This is a genomic window from Streptosporangium sp. NPDC005286, from assembly GCF_040607515.1.
Lineage (GTDB): Bacteria > Actinomycetota > Actinomycetes > Streptosporangiales > Streptosporangiaceae > Streptosporangium.
The window spans coordinates 1-18141 of the sequence record NZ_JBEXGU010000185.1 but is presented as its reverse complement, the minus strand read 5'-3'; the positions used below and the strand labels follow the sequence as shown (position 1 = coordinate 18141).

At 68.9% G+C, this 18141-nt stretch carries 17 protein-coding genes and 1 tRNA gene; 7 read left to right on the top strand and 11 right to left on the bottom strand.

Going from position 1 to position 18141, the window contains the following annotated elements:
• Positions 1-80 precede the first annotated feature (80 nt).
• Positions 81-629 (bottom strand): hypothetical protein, encoded by a 549-nt coding sequence (locus tag ABZU75_RS39415; RefSeq protein WP_355566198.1) that lies wholly within the window; start codon positions 627-629, stop codon positions 81-83.
• 206 nt (positions 630-835) lie between these two features.
• Here ABZU75_RS39415 and ABZU75_RS39410 point away from each other — a divergent pair, with 206 nt between their 5' ends.
• Positions 836-1372 carry a peptidylprolyl isomerase gene (locus tag ABZU75_RS39410; protein ID WP_343970656.1) on the top strand — a complete coding sequence of 179 codons (537 nt, stop codon included), beginning with the start codon at positions 836-838 and terminating at the stop codon, positions 1370-1372.
• A 151-nt stretch (positions 1373-1523) separates the two neighbouring features.
• Positions 1524-2399 carry a rhomboid family intramembrane serine protease gene (locus ABZU75_RS39405; RefSeq protein ID WP_350913946.1) on the top strand — a complete coding sequence of 292 codons (876 nt, stop codon included), beginning with the start codon at positions 1524-1526 and terminating at the stop codon, positions 2397-2399.
• A 49-nt stretch (positions 2400-2448) separates the two neighbouring features.
• Here ABZU75_RS39405 and ABZU75_RS39400 read toward each other — a convergent pair whose 3' ends face one another.
• A complete protein-coding gene (locus tag ABZU75_RS39400) occupies positions 2449-2694 on the bottom strand; it encodes a cell division protein CrgA (protein ID WP_355566193.1) in 246 nt (81 codons plus the stop codon).
• Positions 2695-2906: 212 nt separating this feature from the next.
• Between ABZU75_RS39400 and ABZU75_RS39395 the strand changes: the two genes are divergently transcribed.
• Genes ABZU75_RS39395 through ABZU75_RS39385 form a run of 3 tightly spaced genes read left to right on the top strand, consistent with a single transcriptional unit; the run spans position 2907 to position 4306 of the window.
• Positions 2907-3539, top strand: coding sequence for a class E sortase (locus ABZU75_RS39395; RefSeq protein WP_355566190.1), 633 nt, complete (start codon positions 2907-2909; stop codon positions 3537-3539).
• A 39-nt stretch (positions 3540-3578) separates the two neighbouring features.
• On the top strand, positions 3579-3734 hold the full coding sequence (locus ABZU75_RS39390) for a hypothetical protein (RefSeq protein WP_355566187.1): 156 nt from the start codon (positions 3579-3581) through the stop codon (positions 3732-3734).
• Positions 3734-4306 (top strand): gamma-glutamyl-gamma-aminobutyrate hydrolase family protein, encoded by a 573-nt coding sequence (locus tag ABZU75_RS39385; protein ID WP_355566184.1) that lies wholly within the window; start codon positions 3734-3736, stop codon positions 4304-4306. The genes ABZU75_RS39390 and ABZU75_RS39385 overlap by 1 nt, the downstream gene beginning before the upstream one ends.
• A 178-nt stretch (positions 4307-4484) precedes the next feature.
• Here the strand turns inward: ABZU75_RS39385 and pknB are convergent, their stop codons facing one another.
• From pknB to ABZU75_RS39350, 7 genes are all read right to left on the bottom strand, one after another.
• Positions 4485-6338 (bottom strand): Stk1 family PASTA domain-containing Ser/Thr kinase, encoded by a 1854-nt coding sequence (pknB, locus tag ABZU75_RS39380; RefSeq protein WP_355566181.1) that lies wholly within the window; start codon positions 6336-6338, stop codon positions 4485-4487.
• An 82-nt stretch (positions 6339-6420) separates the two neighbouring features.
• Positions 6421-7914: a serine/threonine-protein kinase gene (locus tag ABZU75_RS39375; RefSeq protein WP_355566178.1), complete on the bottom strand. Its 1494-nt coding sequence runs from the start codon at positions 7912-7914 to the stop codon at positions 6421-6423.
• A complete protein-coding gene (locus ABZU75_RS39370) occupies positions 7911-9368 on the bottom strand; it encodes a penicillin-binding protein 2 (RefSeq protein ID WP_355566175.1) in 1458 nt (485 codons plus the stop codon). Before ABZU75_RS39370 ends, ABZU75_RS39375 begins: the two co-directional genes overlap by 4 nt.
• Entirely contained in the window at positions 9365-10744 is a 1380-nt protein-coding gene (locus ABZU75_RS39365; RefSeq protein WP_355566172.1) for an FtsW/RodA/SpoVE family cell cycle protein, read from the bottom strand. The genes ABZU75_RS39370 and ABZU75_RS39365 overlap by 4 nt, the downstream gene beginning before the upstream one ends.
• Before the next feature lie 4 nt (positions 10745-10748).
• Positions 10749-12062 (bottom strand): Stp1/IreP family PP2C-type Ser/Thr phosphatase, encoded by a 1314-nt coding sequence (locus ABZU75_RS39360; protein ID WP_355566169.1) that lies wholly within the window; start codon positions 12060-12062, stop codon positions 10749-10751.
• Positions 12059-12526, bottom strand: coding sequence for an FHA domain-containing protein (locus ABZU75_RS39355; RefSeq protein WP_350913965.1), 468 nt, complete (start codon positions 12524-12526; stop codon positions 12059-12061). The genes ABZU75_RS39360 and ABZU75_RS39355 overlap by 4 nt, the downstream gene beginning before the upstream one ends.
• Positions 12527-12543: 17 nt before the next feature.
• Complete coding sequence (locus ABZU75_RS39350; RefSeq protein WP_350913967.1) at positions 12544-13284, bottom strand: DUF3662 and FHA domain-containing protein; 741 nt, start codon at positions 13282-13284, stop codon at positions 12544-12546.
• Positions 13285-13450: 166 nt separating this feature from the next.
• On the opposite strand from ABZU75_RS39350, the gene ABZU75_RS39345 reads away from it, so the two are divergent.
• A tRNA-Leu gene (locus ABZU75_RS39345) sits at positions 13451-13533 on the top strand.
• A gap of 496 nt (positions 13534-14029) precedes the next feature.
• On the opposite strand, the gene ABZU75_RS39340 is transcribed toward ABZU75_RS39345, so the two are convergent.
• A complete protein-coding gene (locus ABZU75_RS39340) occupies positions 14030-15064 on the bottom strand; it encodes a hemolysin family protein (protein ID WP_355566164.1) in 1035 nt (344 codons plus the stop codon).
• Positions 15061-16536: a hemolysin family protein gene (locus ABZU75_RS39335; RefSeq protein ID WP_355566161.1), complete on the bottom strand. Its 1476-nt coding sequence runs from the start codon at positions 16534-16536 to the stop codon at positions 15061-15063. The genes ABZU75_RS39340 and ABZU75_RS39335 overlap by 4 nt, the downstream gene beginning before the upstream one ends.
• 474 nt (positions 16537-17010) lie before the next feature.
• Between ABZU75_RS39335 and ABZU75_RS39330 the strand changes: the two genes are divergently transcribed.
• Positions 17011-18081: an LCP family protein gene (locus ABZU75_RS39330; RefSeq protein WP_355566158.1), complete on the top strand. Its 1071-nt coding sequence runs from the start codon at positions 17011-17013 to the stop codon at positions 18079-18081.
• The last annotated feature ends 60 nt before the right edge of the window (positions 18082-18141 follow it).

The following is an 18141-nucleotide window of genomic DNA, read 5'->3' as shown; positions in this document are numbered from 1 at the left end:
GAGGGCGCCCCCCGCGACCTCACGCCGTTCCCCGGCCGGTGACGTACGCCGTGGTCGGCCGACCCGGGTACGTCGTACCGCTAGGGCAGTTTCTTGGACGTGTGCTCCGCCCTGGCGTCGGCCCTGCCACCGATCTCTTCGGCCTTCGACGTGGCGTCGTCCGTCACGTCGGAGGCCTTGCCCGCCATCGCCCCCATCTTGTGTCCCACCCATTGGGACGCGTCGGAGGTGCTGTCCTTCAGGGTGTCCGCCCACTGGTCGGCGTTCTTGCGGTACAGCGCGTAGCCCGCCGCTCCGATCGCGACGCCGGTGACCAGCAGGACCATCGGCCATCCGCGGGACTTGGTGGGCTTGGGATCAATCCTCGCGGCAGCCTGGGACAGCGCGGCGCTGAGTTTCGGCGCGAGCTGTTCCTCGATCGAGTGCGCGGCGGCGTCAAGCCTCGGTGCCGCCCACCCGCGTGCGACGATGATCTTCTCACCGGCCACGTTGCGAGCATGATCGGCCATCCCAAAGGCCTGGCCGGCCACGTCGCGGGCCTGGCTGGCCAGCGGGCTGACCCGATCCACGACGAGGACAGCCTGAGCCTTCGCGTGGCGCAGCCGCCTTTCCGGAGCCACGATCTTCATGTGGCGCTTTCCAAACAGTGCTAGAGGCACAACAACCTCCCCATTCGTTGGGGCCCCGTCGCCACCCCTTCCCGCTCGAAGACGGCTCAATCATGACGGCCCGTGGGAGGATGCATGAGGGATCGGCTCCGGCCGAAATCGTCAAAGCGCTACAAAAGCAATACGTTGCATAGGCATTGCCACAACCTGAAGGGGGCAGTCCGATCATGGCTGAGAAGTTGATCGCGAACCTCAACACCAATCGCGGGAGCGTGAAGGTCCAGCTCTTCCCGGACCACGCGCCCAAGACCGTGCGCAACTTCGTCGAGCTCGCCGAGGGCACCCGCGAGTGGGTGCACCCGGAGACCGGCCAGAAGTCCACCGCCAAGCTGTACGACGGCACCATCTTCCACCGGGTCATCTCGGGCTTCATGATCCAGGGTGGCGACCCGCTGGGTCAGGGTGTCGGCGGTCCCGGCTACAAGTTCGACGACGAGATCCACCCGGATCTCTACTTCAACCGCCCGTACCTGCTCGCCATGGCGAACGCGGGCATCCAGATGGGCCGCGGCACCAACGGCTCCCAGTTCTTCATCACCGTGGTGCCCACGCCGCACCTGAACGGCAAGCACACCATCTTCGGTGAGGTGATCGAGGGTCAGGACGTCGTGGACGCCATCGCCAAGACCGACACCGACGCCCGCGACCGCCCCACCGAGCCCGTGGTCCTGGAATCGGTGACCATCGAGCGCGTGCAGAGCTGATCTCTCGCCCGGCGGCCTCCTGTGGAGGCCGCCGTTCGCGTTTCCGGCCGGCGTCGCTCAGTCGCCGTTTATGTGTGTACGGGCACTCGGGATCGTGAATAGGCTGGCAGTCTGGGGATAACAGAACGCGCGAAGGGGCCAGCCACAGACCATGACCACCCAGCCGTCCAGCGACCCCGACACCGTTGTCCCCAACTGCTACCGGCATCCAGGGCGTGAGACCTACGTCCGCTGCCAGCGCTGTGAGCGCCCCATCTGCCCCGACTGCATGCGCGAGGCCGCGGTGGGCTTCCAGTGCCCCGAGTGCGTGGCGGAGGGCAACAGGGGCATGAGGCAGGCGCAGTCGGTGTTCGGCGGCCGGGCGGTCGTCACGCCCCGGGTCACCTGGGCGCTGCTGGTTCTCAACGTCCTGGCCTACTTCGCCGAGACCGTGCGCACCGACTGGGTGCTGGCCAACTTCACGATGAACTCCTACGCCGTCGCCTACGACGGTGAGTGGTGGCGCCTGATCACCGGGGCCTTCCTGCACATGCCGCTCGGCGGTGGCGGCTGGGCCCTGACCCACATCGTGTTCAACATGTGGGCTCTCTACGTCATCGGTCCCGAGTTGGAGCGGCGCCTCGGCTCGGCCAGGTTCCTGACGCTCTATCTCCTCGCGGCGATCGGCGGGTCCGTCGCGGTCTACCTGTTCGGCATCGCCGCGGTCGGTGCCTCGGGCGCGATCTACGGCATGTTCGGCGCGCTGTTCGTGCTCGGCAGGAAGCTCGGCTACAACGTCCAGGGTGTGCTCTGGCTGATCGGCATCAACGCTGTGATCACCTTCGTGATCCCCGGCATCAGCTGGCAGGGACACCTCGGCGGCCTGATCGCCGGCTCCCTGGTCGCGGCGGTGTTCGCCTTCGCCCCGGCCAGGAACCGCAACGCCGTCCAGTGGGGAGGTTGCGCGGCGATGCTGGTCGTTCTGGTCGCGCTGGTGCTGGCGTTGCCGCCGTTCGCCGTCCAGGCCGAACTCGGCATCTACGGTTGATCCACACCCTGATGCTTCCCCAGGGTGTGGATAATGCCTGTGGAAAAGGCTAACGCCAGCGGGTGGACAGGATCACACCGAGGATGATGAAGGCGAACCCGACCAGCAGGTTCCAGTTCTGGAGGGCGCCGAAAACGGGCGCGGTGGGCGCCACGTAGTAGACGGCGATCCACAGGATGCCGACGATCCAGCAGGTCACCATGACCGGCGCCAGCCAGCGCGGGCTGATCTTGATCTGCTGTGAGGTCTGCGGCGGGGTGTAGACCGGCTTCTTGCGAGTCTTGGGCTTGGGCACTGGGGTTCTTCTCCTGCGTCAACCCTGCGCGATCCGGACCGTGCGCAGGCCATGTCGATTAGCGTAGTCGCTGGTGGGTGAAGTCCCGTGTAAGGATAGTCCGCGCAGGTGGGCCATGGCGATTCCGTGAGGCACCATACTGCGGCAAATGTTCTGCCGGACCCGTGATCCGTTCCCGCCGGGCGGGTGTCCCGTCGCTAGCCTTGCCCTTCGTGAGAGCCGTGTTGAGGGTCATGGGCGATCTGAGCATCACCGCCGGCCTGGTCATCCTGCTCTTCTGCGCCTACCTGTTGTGGGGCACCGGCTCCTACACCGCGGAGCAGCAGGTGCTGTTGCAAAGGCAGCTCATCGAGGGTGGGAAGGCCGGCCGGGGACACGGGCCCGGTCCGGTCCGGCTGGGCGGGGCGGTCGCGCTGCTGTCGATTCCCAGGCTCGGCGACGACTACCGGTACGCCGTCGTGGAGGGCGTCGACCAGGACCGGCTGCGGATGGGACCGGGGCACTACCCCGGAACCGCCATGCCAGGAAAAATCGGTAATTTCGTTCTTTCGGGCCATCGGACCACCTATGCCGCCCCGTTCGGCCGCATCGACGAGCTCCAGCGGGGCGACCAGATCGTGCTCGACGCCCGCGAGGCCCGCTACACCTACCGGGTCACCGGCAGGCGCGTCGTCGACCCCACCGAGATCGGCGTCATCGCCCCGGTCCCCGAACAGCCGGGAAAGACGCCGACCAGGGCGACGATCACCCTGTCCACCTGCCACCCGAAGTACTCGGCCGCCCAGCGGCTCGTCGTCTTCGGTGCGCTGGACCGGAGCCAGGACCGCCTCGGACGACCCGAATAGCCCCGGCAACCAACCCCGACAACCCGGAGAAGGAGTCTCGTGTACGGCTGGATCTGGCGGCTGCTTCCCGGAAACCTCACGGTCAGGGTGTTCACCGCCGCCGTACTGGTCGCCCTGGTCGCGGCCGTACTCTGGTATTTCGTGTTCCCCTGGATCGAACCCCGCATCTCCCTCGACCCGACCGGCGTGGGCTGATGAGCCGCGTCCTGGTCGTGGACAACCACGACAGCTTCGTCCACACCATCGTCCAGTACCTCCGTGAGCTCGGCGCCACCTGCGACGTGCGGCCGCGTGACCAGGTCAGGGTCGAGGACGCCGCCGGCTTCGACGGGGTTCTGATCAGCCCCGGCCCCGGCACCCCGGAGAACGCGGGCGTGAGCGTCCCGCTCGTCGGCTACTGCGAGGCCCACGGCATCCCGCTACTCGGCGTCTGCCTGGGGCACCAGGCCATCGCCATCGCCCACGGCGCGACCGTCTCGCGGGCCCCCGAACTGGTGCACGGCCGCACCAGTGCGATCACGCACGACGGGCGCGGCGTCTTCGCCGGCCTGCCGTCGCCGACGACCATGACGCGCTACCACTCGCTGACCGTCCTGCCCGAGACGGTTCCTGAGATCCTTGAGGTGACCGCGACCACCGGTGACGGCGTGATCATGGGCCTGCGCCACCGTACGGCCCCCGTCGAGGGCGTGCAGTTCCACCCCGAGTCGGTGATCTCCCAACACGGTCATCGGCTGCTCGGAAACTGGCTGGAAAGATTGTTGTAACGCGGCGCCCTTCCTGGGCGATTGACCAGTGAGAGTCCTTCCGCCATCGCCCCCGAGTGGCGGAAGGGCTCTTCCCCGTTTCCGGGCTCTCGCACAGGCGATGCCGGAAGGTCACGGGGAACGAGGAAGGCCCCCGCGATCGCGAGGGCCTTCTCATGTGCTCGCCAGGTGTTCCGGGTCAGGTCCCGTCGGGTGGCGACTCGTCGAAGATGGTGCCGTCGTCGGGCTGCGTGGGCGTGTCGTCCGTCGGCTCGTCGGGAATGGTGGGCTCTTCGGACGGGTAGGTCGGCTGCTCGGTCGGCTGGGGCGCCTGCCCGCTCGACACGATCAGCGTGATCGTCGTCCCCGGCTGGTACTTGCCGCCCGCCTCGGGAGACTGGCTCAGCACGGTGTCCTTGGGCAGGTCACTCGGCTGCTCGACGACCTTCCACTTGAAGCCCGCCTCCTTGAGCATGTTCTTGGCGTCCCCGACGGTGAGGTTGACCACGCTCGGGACCTCCACCGCCTCCTTGGGCACGTAGATTCGCACGGTGCTGCCCTTGTTGGCCTTCTTGCCCGCCTCGGGCAGGGTCTCGAAGACGATGCCCTGCTTCCGGCTGGAGGGCTTGCTCTGCAGGCTGACCTGGAAGCCGGCGTCCTCAAGGGCCTGCCTGGCGTCCTCCACGGTCATGTTGAGCACGGAGGGCACCTCGACCTTCTCGATGCCCTTGGAGACCTTGAGCGTCACCTCGGAGTTCTTGTCCACCTCGGTGTCGGCCGCCGGTTCGGTGTCGATCACCGAACCCTTCGGTATCTCCTCGTCGAACGCCTGGACCGTCTTCACCTTCAGGTCGAGGTCCGTCAGCGCCTTGGTCGCCGCCTCCATGGTCTGCGAGGCCAGCGGAGGGATCTTCACCTTGCCCGAGGCGGTGGGGGTGCCGGGGGAGCTGAGGAACATGTAGCCCACGCCGACGAAGGCGCCGATGACCAGCAGGGGGATGAGGATCCACGCCGCGGTCTTGACCGCGGTGTTGCTGCTCTGCTGCCGGCGCCGGCCCCGCTCGCCGGTGCGCCCGCCCCCCTCCTCGCCGTACTCGTACGCCGGGACGGCGGTGGTGCGCTGGGTGGCCGGGCCGCCGGGCCCGGGAGCCTGCATCGTCCGGGTGGCCGAGCCGTAGTTGTTGGACAGCGCCATGGTCTGGGCATCCGTCGGGATGCCGGACATCGCCCGCTGGATGTCGGCCCGCATCTCCCCGGCGCTCTGGTAGCGGTGCGCCGGGTCCTTGGCCATCGCCTTGAGCACGATGGCGTCGGCCCATTGGGGGATGTCGGGGTCGATCTGCGACGGCGGGATCGGCTCCTCGCGCACATGCTGGTAGGCGATCGCGACGGGCGAGTCGCCGGTGAACGGGGGCTGTCCGGTCAGCAGCTCGTACAGCACGCAACCGGTGGAGTAGAGGTCGCTGCGGGCGTCGACCCGCTCGCCCCTGGCCTGCTCCGGCGAGAGGTACTGGGCGGTGCCGATCACCTGGGCGGTCTGTGTCATGGTCGCGGCCGAGTCGGCCATCGCGCGGGCGATGCCGAAGTCCATGACCTTGACGTCGCCGTTGCGAGTGATCATGATGTTCGCCGGCTTGATGTCCCGGTGGACGATGCCGCCACGGTGGCTGTAGTCCAGCGCCCGAAGGATCCCGTCGACCAGTTCGGCGGCACGCTCGGGCAGCAACCGCCGGTCGGCCCGGAGCAGGTCGCGCAGCGTGCGGCCGTCGACGTACTCCATCACGATGTAGGGAACGGGCGCACCCTCTGAGACGTCCTCGCCGGTGTCGTAGACCGCGACGATGGACGGGTGGTTCAGCGACGCGGCGGACTGAGCCTCCCGGCGGAACCGCGCCTGGAAGATGTGATCCCTGGCCAGGTCCGCGCGGAGGGTCTTGATGGCGACGATCCGATCCAGCCGGATGTCTCGGGCGCGATAGACCTCGGCCATGCCGCCACGCCCGACGACGCCGTCAAGCTCGTAGCGATCGCCGAGGCGTCGGGGCTGAGTCATTTCCTGCACTGTCCCTTACCGTTCATCTTGGGTGCCGGTGGGCTCTTGGGCCACCGGTGTCCATCATCGACCCGTTGCCGCATCACGTCTCCCCATTCGGCTGGTCTGTATCGCCGGGTTCGGGAGTCGTACTCGGTGTGGGGCTCGGTGTCACCGTCGGGGTGGTGGGCGTCGGGGTGGGAATCGTCGGGCTGGGGCTGGGGCTGGGCGGTGGTGACGTACTCGGCGTTGCGGTGGGCGTGGCCGATGTGCTTACCGTAGCCGACGGCGTGACCGAGGGGCGGACCGTCTTCGTCGGCGCGACAGGTGGTCTGCTCGTCGGAGACGCGCTCCGGCTCGGCGTGGCCGTCGGCGGTTCGATAACCGGGCTCGACGGTACGACCGGTTTCTCCGGCTCGCTGCCGCCCGGCCGGCCGGTCAGCTCGTAGGCCGCCAGAGAGCCCAACCCGACCGCGGCGGCGCATGCCGCGACCACGGCGACGATCACTGTTCTCCGGCGCGGGCGACGACGCCCATGAGGCGCAGGCCCGGTACCCGGGGGCGTCCCGCCCGCCCCGGCACCCCCGCCGGCGCCCTCCGCGGAACCTCCGCCCGCACCGGCGCGAGCCCCGGAACCCGCCCCGGAACCCGCGCCCGCGCCCGCACCTGCGGCGGGGCCGACGGGTGCGGCCATGGCCGAGGTGATCTCCTGCGGCCACTCGGTCGCGGGCTCGGCGCGCCAGCCCGAGGGGTCGGTGAGCATGCCAAGACCGGTGGCGTCGGTGGCGGCCAGTGCGTCGAGCAGCACGTCCGCCCGTTCCGACAGCTCCCTGGCGCCGGCCGGGCGCCGCAGCGGGTCCTTGGACAGGCACGCCATGACCAGATCACGGACCGCGGGCGGGATGCTCTCCGGGAGCGGCGGCGGGGGCTCGCCGATGTGCATGAGAGCGATCGCCACCTGCGTCTCGGCGAGGAACGGCGCCCGGCCGGCCAGACACTCGTAGGCGACCACCCCGAGGGAGTAGATGTCGGTGGCGGGCGTCAGCGGTTCGCCGGACGCCTGTTCGGGGCTGACGTACTGGGCGGTGCCGAGTAGCACTCCCGTCTGGGTGACCGGCGCGGCCTCCAGCACCCTGGCGATGCCGAAGTCTGTGATCTTTATCACGCCCGCCTCGGTCACCAGCAGGTTGCCGGGCTTGATGTCCCGGTGGATGACCCCCGCGCGGTGCGCGGCCTGCAGGGCCCTGGCGGTCTGATGGACCACGTCGAGGGTGACCTTGGTGCTCAGCGCGCCGTCCCTGGCCAGGATGCCGGCCAGGGACTCGCCGGGCACCAGCTCCATCACCAGGTAGGCGACGCCGTCGCTCTCGGCATAGTCGAAGACCTGCGCGATACCCGGGTCGGACAGCCCGGCCGCGATGCGGGCCTCGGAGCGGAAGCGCTGCCGGAAGGCGGGATCCTCCGCCACGTGCGCACGGAGCAGCTTCACCGCGACCTCGCGGCCGAGCAACTCGTCCCTGGCCCGCCACACCTCGCCCATGCCGCCCGACGCGATACGCCCCAGCGGGCGGTATCGGCCCCCGAGCAACGCGGTCATCTACCCAGCACCGCTTCCATCACGCTCTTGGCGATCGGGGCGGCGGTGTGACCACCTGAGGCGTCGTCACCCGCGCTTCCGGACTCGACGATCAGTGCGACGGCGACCTTGGGGTCCTCGGCGGGAGCGAAGGAGATGAACCACGCGTGGGGTGCCTGGCCCCTGGCGGTCTCGGCGGTGCCGGTCTTGCCGCCGACCGTCACGCCCGGAATCTGCGCCGCGCTCGCCGTGCCCTTGTTGACGACGTTGACCATCATCTCCTGGAGCTTGCGCGCGTTGTCCTCGCTCATCGCGGTGTCCAGCTCGTCGGGGTCGGCGGTCTCGATCTCGCCGCCCTCGGCATCCGCGATCTTGTTCACCAGGTACGGCTTCATGACCACGCCGTTGTTGGCGATGCCGGCGGCGATCATGGCCATCTGCAGCGGGGTCATCTGGTTGCTGCGCTGGCCGATCGACGCCTGGGCGAGGGCCGCCAGGTCCTCCTCGGGGCCGATCCCGCTCCCCGCGACCGGCAGCGGGATCGACAACGGCTCGCCGCCGATGCCGAACTTGGCGGCCTGGTCGCGCAGCGCGTCGTAGCCGAGCTCCATGGCGATCTTGCCGAACGGGGTGTTGCAGGACTTCTCCAGCGCGAACGAGAGCGTCACGCGCCCGGCACCGCAGGCCGCGCCACCGTAGTTGGGCAGGTCGGCGGTGGTGTTGGGCAGGTCGAGCACCTGCGGCGCGTCGACCTGGGTCTCCGGGCCAAGGGTGTCGTCGCTCTCCAGATAGGCCGCCATGGTGACCACTTTGAAGGTCGAGCCCGGCGGATAGGTGCGCTCGATGGCCCGGTTGACCAGCGGCCTGTCCTTGTCCTTGTCCAGCTTGTTGTAGGCCTCGTTGACGGTGGCCTTGTCGGGCTTGGAGAGCGGGTTGGGGTCGTAGGTGGGGATCGAGACCATGGCGAGGATCGCCCCGGTCTTCGGCTCGATCGCGACCAGCGCGCCCTTCTTGCCGCTGGCGCCCAGCGCCTTGTAGGCGGCCTCCTGCGCCCTGGGGTTGATCGTCAGGTCGACGTTGGCGCCCTTGCTCCGCTTGGCGGTGAACAGGTCGATGCTCCGCCGGATCAGGAGGTCGGCGCTGGTGCCGTTGAGCAGGCGGTTCTCCGTCCGCTCGATGTCGCGCTGGCTCTCAGGTGCGAAGAACCCGGTGATGGGCGCGTAGAGCTTGCCCTCGGGGTAACGCCGCTGGAAGCGGAACTTGGCGTCGCCGGTGTCGACCGACTCGGCGAGGACCTTGTCGCCCGCGGTGATCCGGCCGCGCTCGACCTCGTACTGGGCGTAGAAGTTGCGGGTGTTGCGCGAGTCGGCGCGCAGGTCCTCCGCCCGCACGGCCTGCAGGTAGTTCACGTTGATCATGAGCAGGCCGAACATGAGCAGGCAGGCCAGGGCCGCGCGCTTGAGGGGACCGTTCATCGCTGGAACACCTGCGTCATTCCTTCGTCCTGGATGGCCTGGGGCGGAGGCTTCCTCGCCGTATCCGACATGCGTACCAGCAGCGCGATAAGGATCCAGTTAGCCAGCAGCGCCGATCCGCCCTGGGACATGAACGGGGTGACCAGGCCGGTCAGCGGGATCAGGTTGGTCACGCCGCCGACGATGATGAAGACCTGCCACGCCAGGATGAACGACAGGCCGCCCGCCAGCAGCTTGGAGAACGGTTCGCGGGCCGCGATCGAGGTGCGCAGGCCGCGCTCCACCAGCAGGGCGTAGACCATCAGCAGGGCCATCAGCCCGGTCAGGCCGAGTTCCTCACCCGCGGCGGTGAAGATGAAGTCGGAGAAGGAGAGCGGGATCAGGTTGGGGTGGCCCTGGCCGAGACCGGTGCCCAGAACGCCGCCCTGGCCCATGCCGAACAGGCCCTGCATGAGCTGGTAGCTGCCGCCGAACGTGCGCTCGTACAGCTCCGGGTCCTCCGGGTTGAGAAAGACCTCGAAGCGGGCCGCGACGTGATCGAAGATGAGCCCCGCCAGCACTGCCCCGCCGACGAAGAGCAGGATGCCGATGAGCACCCACGAGGTGCGCTGGGTGGCGATGTAGAGCATCGCGATGAAGGTGCCGAAGATCAGCAGCGAGGAGCCGAGGTCCTTCTGCAGGATCAGCACGCCCAGGCTGAGGCCCCAGGTGATGAGCACCGGGCCGAGGTCGCGGGCCCGGGGCAGGTCGATGAAGAGCAGCCGCCGCCCGGCCAGGGCCAGCACGTCGCGCTTGGCGACCAGGTAACCGGCGAAGAAGACGACCAGGGCGAGCTTGGTGAACTCCGCCGGCTGGAGGCTGAAGCCGGCGATGCCGATCCAGATGCGGGCGCCGTTGATCTCCTGACCGAGGAACGGCAGCAGCGGCGAGACCAGCAGGGCCAGGCCGACGGCACCCGCGGTGTAGGTCAGACGCTGCAGCGCGCGGTGGTCGCGCAGCACGATCAGCGTCACGGAGAACATGACGACCCCGACGGCGGTCCACAGAAGCTGGTTGGTGGCCGAGGCTCCGTCCATGCCGGCCGCCTCAAGCCGATAGATGATCACCAGCCCGAGGCCGTTGATCAGTGTCACCAGCGGCAGGATCAGCGGGTCGGCCCAGGGCGCGAACTTGGCCAGCACCAGGTAGGCGGCCAACATGAGACCGCCCAGGCCGAGGCCGTAGGTGAGCATGCCCGCGGGGACCTGGTTGTCGAGCGCCAGCCCCACATTGGCGTACGCCAGCATCACGATGGCGACCGCGAATGCGAGCATCGCCAGCTGGGCCAACCGCCGTTTGGCGGGAAGCGGGACAGGCTCGGCGCTAGGGGTGCTCATGGGTTCACTGTGACCTTGCGGGTTCGGGGGCCCTGGGGGTGCGGGGCGTGGAGGACGCGGAGGCGCTCGGCGACGTGGTCGGCTCGGCCTTCTCCTCGGCCTTGGCCGCGGACGACTTCAGCTCTTCGATCTTTTTCAGGCCTGCCTCGACGGTGGGGACGGGGATGCCGTCGCGGACCTGGCCCTGCTGGAACGCACCAAGGGTCGTGATCGATTCTGCGGTGCTCTGGGCGACCTCGAAAAGCTCAAAGGGGCCGAGGTTGGTCTTCACGCCTTGGAAAACCACGATTTCGTTACCTCTGGCCCCTACGAAGTATTGATCGTCCAGCCATTGCCCGCCGAAGTACCAGCCTAGGCCGCTTCCGATGACGATGACACCGCCCGCCGCGGCCACAAGGGGCCACAGCCGGCGACGTTTGGCCGGCCTGGCGGCGGCCCTGATGATCGGCTCGTCGGGATCGTCGTCGGCGATGACCGGTTGCGGCATGGTGACCGCGCTGGCACGTCCCGCCGGGGTGTCCGGTGGCTGGGACCGCGGCATGCCGGAGCCGGCGGCACCGACCACGGCCGCCTCGGTGCGCGGGACGAAGCTCTCGTCCACCTCCAGCACGTCCGCCAGGACGCAGGTGATGTTGTCCGGACCACCGCCCCGGTTGGCCAGGTCGATGAGGGTGCGGACCACCCCGTCGGGATCCTCGATCGTGGAGAGCGTGTGGTGCAGGGTCTCCGCGCTCACCACCCCGGACAGGCCGTCGGAGCAGAGCAGGTAGCGGTCGCCGACCTGGGCCTCGCGCAGGGACAGGTCGGGGTCGACCTCACCGCTGCCGTCGAGCGCCCGGAGCAGGATCGACCGCTGTGGGTGGGTGGCGGCCTCCTCGGCGGTGATCCGGCCGTCGTCCACCAGCGACTGCACCAGCGTGTGGTCGTGCGTGATCTGGTAGAGCTCTCCCGCGCGCAGCAGGTAGGCCCGGGAGTCGCCGACGTGGACCAGGGCGACCCTGGTCCCGGACCAGAGCATGGCGGTGAGGGTGGTGCCCATGCCCTTGAGGCTGGGATCACGGCCCACCATCTCGTGCAGCTTGCGGTTGGCGTCGCGTACCGCTGCCTCGATGGTGCTGAGCAGGTCACCTCCCTGGGCGTCCGCGTCGAGTGAGGACATCGCGGCGATGGCGACCGAACTGGCCACCTCGCCGTGTGCGTGGCCGCCCATGCCGTCCGCGACGGCGAGCAGGCGGCCGCTGGCGTAGGCGGAGTCCTCGTTGCCTTCGCGGAGGAGGCCGACGTCAGAGCGGGCGGCGTAACGGAGTGCGATGGTCATTTGCGCAATTCGATGACGGTCTTACCGATGCGGATCGGAACACCGAGCGGCACCGGAGTCGGACGGGTGACTTTTGAGCGGTCGAGATAAGTGCCGTTGGTCGAGCCGAGATCTTCCACGATCCACTGACCGTCCTGGGGGAAGAGCCGGGCGTGCCGACTGGAGGCGTAGTCGTCGCTGACTACCAGCGTCGCGTCGTTCGCCCGGCCGATGGTGATGGGCGTCTCCGAGAGGGTAATGGTGGTGCCTTGCAGGGGGCCACCGGTGACGACCATCTGCCGTGGCTCCCCCTTCTTGGATTTGGCCGCGGGCTTCACCGGCTTGGGAACCTTGCGCGCGGGGACGACGGCGGCCGTGCGTGATCCGAACAAGTCCGTCCGGATCACGCCGACCGCGGCAATCACGAAGAACCACAGCACCGCGAGGAAAGCGAGCCGGATCAGCAGCAGCGTGAGCTCGGACATGGACCGTCTATTTACCTTTAATCGCGCCGGAAAACCAGAGTCGTTCGCCCCAGCGTCACGCGAGTGCCGTTCTGGAGCTCGACCCGGCGAACCGGCTGGCCGTTGACGAAGGTGCCGTTCGTGGAGCCGAGGTCGACGAGCGCGACCTGGGGACCCTCCACCCGTAGCTCGGCGTGGTGCCGGGACACACCCGGGTCGACCAGCCGTAGATCACAGTCGGTGCCCCTGCCGAGCAGGGTCACCGGGGTTGTCAGGTCGAAGGACCGCTGGCCCTGCGGGTCGTCCTGGGTGGACACCAGCAGGCGGGGGCGGCCTCCGAACGCGTGCGGTTTGGCGGTGGGCACGTCGCTCACCGGCTGGCGGATCTCGTCCTGCTCGACCGTCGCGCCACGGATCACGCCCGAGCGGATGCGGAACAGGCCGACCGCGAGGTCGTCTGCCGTCTCGAAGCGGACCCTGACCGGTCCCACGAAGGAGTATCCCTGTTCCTTGGCGTACTCCCTGGCGAGGTTGGCCAGCTCGTGGCTGATGCTGTCCGCGTAGACCTCCAGTCGCTCGCTGTCGGTCGTGGACAGCTCGACCACGAAGTCGTTGGGCACGAGAGTGCGCCCCTGGGCGACGATCGCCGCCCGCTCGTCCATCTCTCGTTGGACCGCACTGGCGACCTCTACCGGCTGAAGGTCAGATTTGAACGCCCGCGCAAAGGCCCCTTCAACCAAGCCTTCGAGCCTCCGCTCGAAACGCTGAAGGACTCCCACCGGGTACCTCCCCTCCTCCGTCTATGTGGTCGCGGCCGCTTGGGGGCTCGTTGGCTCGGTCCTCGCTCTCTCGCACCCAGCTGCTCCGCTTTCGCATCTAGGAGGATCGTATCCGGGTTCGTGGGTACCGGCTGATACGTGCTAATGTTTCGACCGCACCCAACAAGGGCGGGTGGCGGAACGGCAGACGCGCACGGTTCAGGTCCGTGTGTCCGAAAGGACGTGAGGGTTCAAATCCCTCCTCGCCCACAAGATCATGACCCCGGTTACGCGGATACCGCGACCGGGGTCTTGCCGTCTCCTGGGAAACCGCGCATTCATCTGAGCCATCCATGAGGTCTCGTGGCGGACCGAGTCGATCATCGATCAAGGTAGCCGCTCGCTCCGTTATAGAGAAGTCTCGGGGCTTACGTATGGGTCTTGTGGTTTTTGGGGCGGTGCGGCACGCCTTCCCGTTCTACCCGTCCACGCTTGCTGATCGCTTTCGGATGACTTGCATGGGTTTGCCGGTTGACTTATTACGCTGACAGAGAAAACGGGCCGGGGGAGATGATCTCCCCCGGCCCGCGGCGTCCGCCGGCCCGCCGAGTCGATGGATCGGCGGGCCGATCCGGGACGAGGTGGTCCCGCAGATGCGGCACCTACCGGCACCCACCGGTGTTCACCGGGTGCGACGGCGGGGCGCCTCGGGGGCGACCTCGGCACGGAGTGCCCAGGAGGCCGGTGAGGGGCCCCGGCCGCCGCACTAGCGGGTCGCGAGCACCCGGACGCCCAGGATCTCGCCGAGCAGGTCCGTGAGGCTCACCATGCCGACCACCTCGCCGCCGTCGTCCGTGACGAGACCCAGGTGCGCGTGGGCGTCCTGGAGGGCGGAGACGGCGTCGGGGATCGTGGTGGCCTTGTCCAGGCGGGGCACCGGCCGGGCGAGCTCCGCGGGGCTGGCATCCGGCCGGACGAGGATGTCCCTGATGTGCACCACGCCCAGGACGTCGCGCGGCTGGCCGGAGGTGACCAGCAGACGCAGGTGCCCGTCGCGCGCGGCCACCTCGCGGATGTGCGTGCCCGTCGCGTCGCCGGGCACCGAGGTGGCCTTGGCCAGCGGCAGCATCAACCGTTCGACCGGCTGCTGGTGGACTCGCAGGGCCCGGGTGAGCAGGTCGTGCTCGTCCCGGTCGAGCAGCCCCATCCGGCCCGACTCACCGACCAGCATCGCCAGCTGGACAGGGGTCCTGGTGGTGGCCAGCTCGTCCCTGGGATGCACGCCGAACAGCTTCAGGATCCCGTTGGTCAGGCCGTTGAGCGAGGCGAGCACCGGCCTGACGACCCAGGTGAAGCCGCGGAACGGCAGGGCCAGACCCATCGCGGCGATCTCGGGATGGGTCAGCGCCCACGACTTGGGAGCCATCTCGCCGACCACCATGTGCAGGAAGGTGATGATCGCCAGCGCGATCATCAGCGAGATGGGGACCCGTAGCGACTCGGGCACGCCGACCGCGCCGAAGACCGGTTCCAGCAGATGCTCGACGGCAGGCTCGGTCACCATGCCCAGACCGAGCGAGCAGAGCGTGATGCCCAGCTGCGCACCGGCCAGCATCAGGGAGAGCTCCCTGCCGCCGCGCACGGCGGCGCGGGCGGCGATCCGGGTCAACCGGCCGCCCTTGCCCGCGAGCTCCTCCAGACGGTGCCTGCGGGCTGAGATCACCGCGAACTCGGCGGCGACGAAGAAGGCGTTGCCGATCAGCAGGGCCACACCGAGCAGTAGGGCGGCGGTGGTGCTCATCGTCGCTTCACCCCGCTCCGCTCGATCATGGAAGTCTCCGGGACAGGCTCGATCATCTGCGGCGCGGTCATCGCCGGATCATCCTCTCTCCCCGCCGTTCCCGGCGTCGCGTCCCCCACGGGATCGTCCTTTTGCGGTACGGCGAGCGACAGTCGTACCCACTCGGGGACCCTGCGGTGCACCGACAGCACGGTGAGCAGCGCGTCCTTCTCGTCGGCGCCGTCGTTCTCCAGGGGGTCGTTCCGCAGGGTCAGCGTGACGGTCACGCTGTCACCGGGCTCGGCCATCCGGCCGAGGGTGGCGAGCACGAGGCCCGCGACGGTGTCGTAGTCGTCGCTCTCCGGGAGCTGCAGACCGATGGCCCGCTCGATCTCGTCCAGCCTGAGCGTGCCAGGCAGGTCCCAGGTGCCCTCCTCACCCGCGACGACCCCCGCGGGCTCCGGGTCGTTCTCGTCGACGAGCTCGCCGACGAGCTCCTCGGCGAGGTCCTCGACGGTGACCACGCCGGCCAGGCCCCCGTACTCGTCGATGACGCACGCCAGGTCGTCGCGGGCGGCGCGCATGCGCTCCAGCACGACGGGGAGCGGCAGGGAGGTGGGCACCAGGAGCGCGGGACGGGTGATCTTCTCCAGCGTCCCGGTGCTCAGCCCCGACTTGAGCAGCTCGCGCACGCCGGTGACGCCGACCACGTCGTCGCCGTTCTGGTCGCAGAGCACCGGGTAGCGGGAGTGACCGTGCCTGCGGACGGCTTCGATCAGGTCGGAGATCGGGCGCTCCTCCCTCAGCAGCACCACGCGGGGACGCGGCACCATGACGTCCTCGGCGGTACGGTCGCCGAACTCCAGCGCGCGCTCAAGCAGCTCCGACAGCCGTGGCGGCAGGTCGCCGGTGCTGGCGGACTCGGAGATGATCCGGGACAGCTCCTCGGGGCTGGCGCCGTGCTCGATCTCCTCCACCGGCTCGACGCCGACCCGGCGCAACAGGCCGGTGGCGGCGGAGTCGAACAGCCGGATGACCGGTCCGGCGATCCGCAGGTAGATCAACGTCGAGCGGGCGAGGAACTTCGCCACCGGCTCGGGACGGGCGATGCCAAGGTTCTTGGGGGCGAGCTCGCCGAGAACCATCTGGATGACGGTGGCGACCGCGACGGCCAGCGCCACGGCGATGCCGGGCACGGCGCCCGACGGGACTCCCGCGGCCTCCAGCCAGGGGCGGATGACCGTGGCGATGGCGGGTTCGGCGATGAAACCGACGAGCAGCGCGGTGACGGTGATGCCGAGTTGCGCGCCCGACAGCATGAACGACAGGCGTCCCGTCACCTCCAGCGCCCGTTCCGCGGCCACGTCGCCCGAGTCGGCCTGCTCACGCAGCACACCGCGGTCCGCTGCGACGAAGGCGAATTCCTGGGCGACGAAATAGCCGGTGGCGAGGGTGAGCAGAAGTACGGCCAGCAGGCCCAGAGCCGTGTTCACCGGGTAGCTCTCCCGGTCGGTTCAGCGGTTCCCGTGCGTTTGCACGGGCAGGTACTCCACGAGTCCGGAGTGGACACGATCATCCTTTCGAGCAGAGGTAGTTCTCTACCGTAACGATCCGGGTAGGGGTTGATGTTTCCGGATCAGCAGACGATCGCATTGTCGGTGGCTAACAACCTGTCTGAGTACATTTACATAGGGAAACCTTGGGGACCCTGCGGCATGCGCGTGAGCCGCGACGTAGCGTCGATAATGACGTTTTCACCATGAGATCAAGAAGTGGCGGGACACGACGTGGCTGACTGGCCCGAAGACGACGATCGCACTCGCGCGCTGCGGTCGCCCACGCCGGGGCCCGCGCCGCAGCGAGCGGCCGGGCAGCCCGCCCACCCCTTGCCGGGCGGGCCGGCGGGGTCCGCCCGGCGGGGGACGTCCGCGGGCGAGGAGGTACCGCCCCCACGAGGAGGCTCGCGGGTGTACGGCAAGGCCAGGTCGGGCTCCAGCCCGGTCAGACCGCTGAACGCCCCCTCCGGCGGCTCCGGCGGCCCGGGTGGTGGCGGCGGGCCGCGGCTGCCGGGCTGGCGCCCGAAGCGTCCGGGCAGGCTGATCGTGCGGATCCTCGCCGGGCTGCTCGTCGTGCTGCTGGTCGTGGCCATCGGCGGATATTTCATGATCAACTCCCGGCTGACCAGGATCGAGGCGCTCGCCGACTACGAGGGCCGGCCCGCCGACACCCCCGGCACCAACTGGCTGCTGGTCGGCTCCGACAGCCGGGAGGGCCTGACCGCGGCACAGCGTAAGAAGCTTGCCACGGGCAAGGCCGTGGGCCGCAGGACCGACACGATGATGCTGCTGCACATCCCCGACGGTGACGGCCGCCCGACCCTGGTCAGCCTGCCGCGTGACTCCTACGTGCCGATCGACGGCCACGGCAGCGACAAGCTCAACGCCGCCTACGCCTTCCAGGACGGCGGCCCCAAGTTGCTGGCCAAGACCGTGGAGAAGGTGACCGGGTTGCGGCTCGACCACTACATGGAGATCGGTTTCGGCGGCTTCGTGGGCATCGTCGACGCCATCGGCGGGGTCGAGATCGACGTCAAGCAGGCCATCAAGGACCCCAAGGCCGGGATCAACCTGAAGAAGGGGCTCCAGCTCATGGACGGCGGGACGGCCCTCGGCTACGTCCGTACCCGTGCCACCGGTGCCATCCCGGACTTCGACCGGACCCAGCGCCAGCGGCAGTTCTTCTCCGCGGTGGTGAAGAAGGCGGCCAGCCCCGGGGTCCTGATCAACCCCTTCACCTCCGTGCCGCTCGCGCTGAGCGCCGCCGACTCGGTGTCCGTGGGCGAGGAGACCGGCGCCTTCGACCTGCTCTCCCTCGGTCTCGCCATGGGCGACAACCCGGTCACCACCGTCGTCCCGGTCGGCTCCCTGCCCACCATCAACGGTCAGGCGGTCGTCAAGTGGGATCGGGAGAAGGCGCTGCGCCTGTTCGACGCGCTGGCCGAGGACAAGCCCGTCCCCAAGGACGTCCTCGCCAAGTAGGCGTCCATCGACGCTACCGGTGCCGTGGTCGTAAGCACTCCGTAAGCGGCGCGCGACCAC

Excerpts from the sequence above, each read along its gene's own strand:
- ABZU75_RS39415 (WP_355566198.1), bottom strand. The coding sequence starts at position 629 with ATGAAGATCGTGGCTCCGGAAAGGCGGCTGCGCCACGCGAAGGCTCAG.
- ABZU75_RS39410 (WP_343970656.1), top strand. The coding sequence starts at position 836 with ATGGCTGAGAAGTTGATCGCGAACCTCAACACCAATCGCGGGAGCGTG.
- ABZU75_RS39405 (WP_350913946.1), top strand. The coding sequence starts at position 1,524 with ATGACCACCCAGCCGTCCAGCGACCCCGACACCGTTGTCCCCAACTGC.
- ABZU75_RS39385 (WP_355566184.1), top strand. The coding sequence starts at position 3,734 with ATGAGCCGCGTCCTGGTCGTGGACAACCACGACAGCTTCGTCCACACC.
- pknB (WP_355566181.1), bottom strand. The coding sequence starts at position 6,338 with ATGACTCAGCCCCGACGCCTCGGCGATCGCTACGAGCTTGACGGCGTC.
- ABZU75_RS39375 (WP_355566178.1), bottom strand. The coding sequence starts at position 7,914 with ATGACCGCGTTGCTCGGGGGCCGATACCGCCCGCTGGGGCGTATCGCG.
- ABZU75_RS39370 (WP_355566175.1), bottom strand. The coding sequence starts at position 9,368 with ATGAACGGTCCCCTCAAGCGCGCGGCCCTGGCCTGCCTGCTCATGTTC.
- ABZU75_RS39365 (WP_355566172.1), bottom strand. The coding sequence starts at position 10,744 with ATGAGCACCCCTAGCGCCGAGCCTGTCCCGCTTCCCGCCAAACGGCGG.
- ABZU75_RS39360 (WP_355566169.1), bottom strand. The coding sequence starts at position 12,062 with ATGACCATCGCACTCCGTTACGCCGCCCGCTCTGACGTCGGCCTCCTC.
- ABZU75_RS39355 (WP_350913965.1), bottom strand. The coding sequence starts at position 12,526 with ATGTCCGAGCTCACGCTGCTGCTGATCCGGCTCGCTTTCCTCGCGGTG.
- ABZU75_RS39340 (WP_355566164.1), bottom strand. The coding sequence starts at position 15,064 with ATGAGCACCACCGCCGCCCTACTGCTCGGTGTGGCCCTGCTGATCGGC.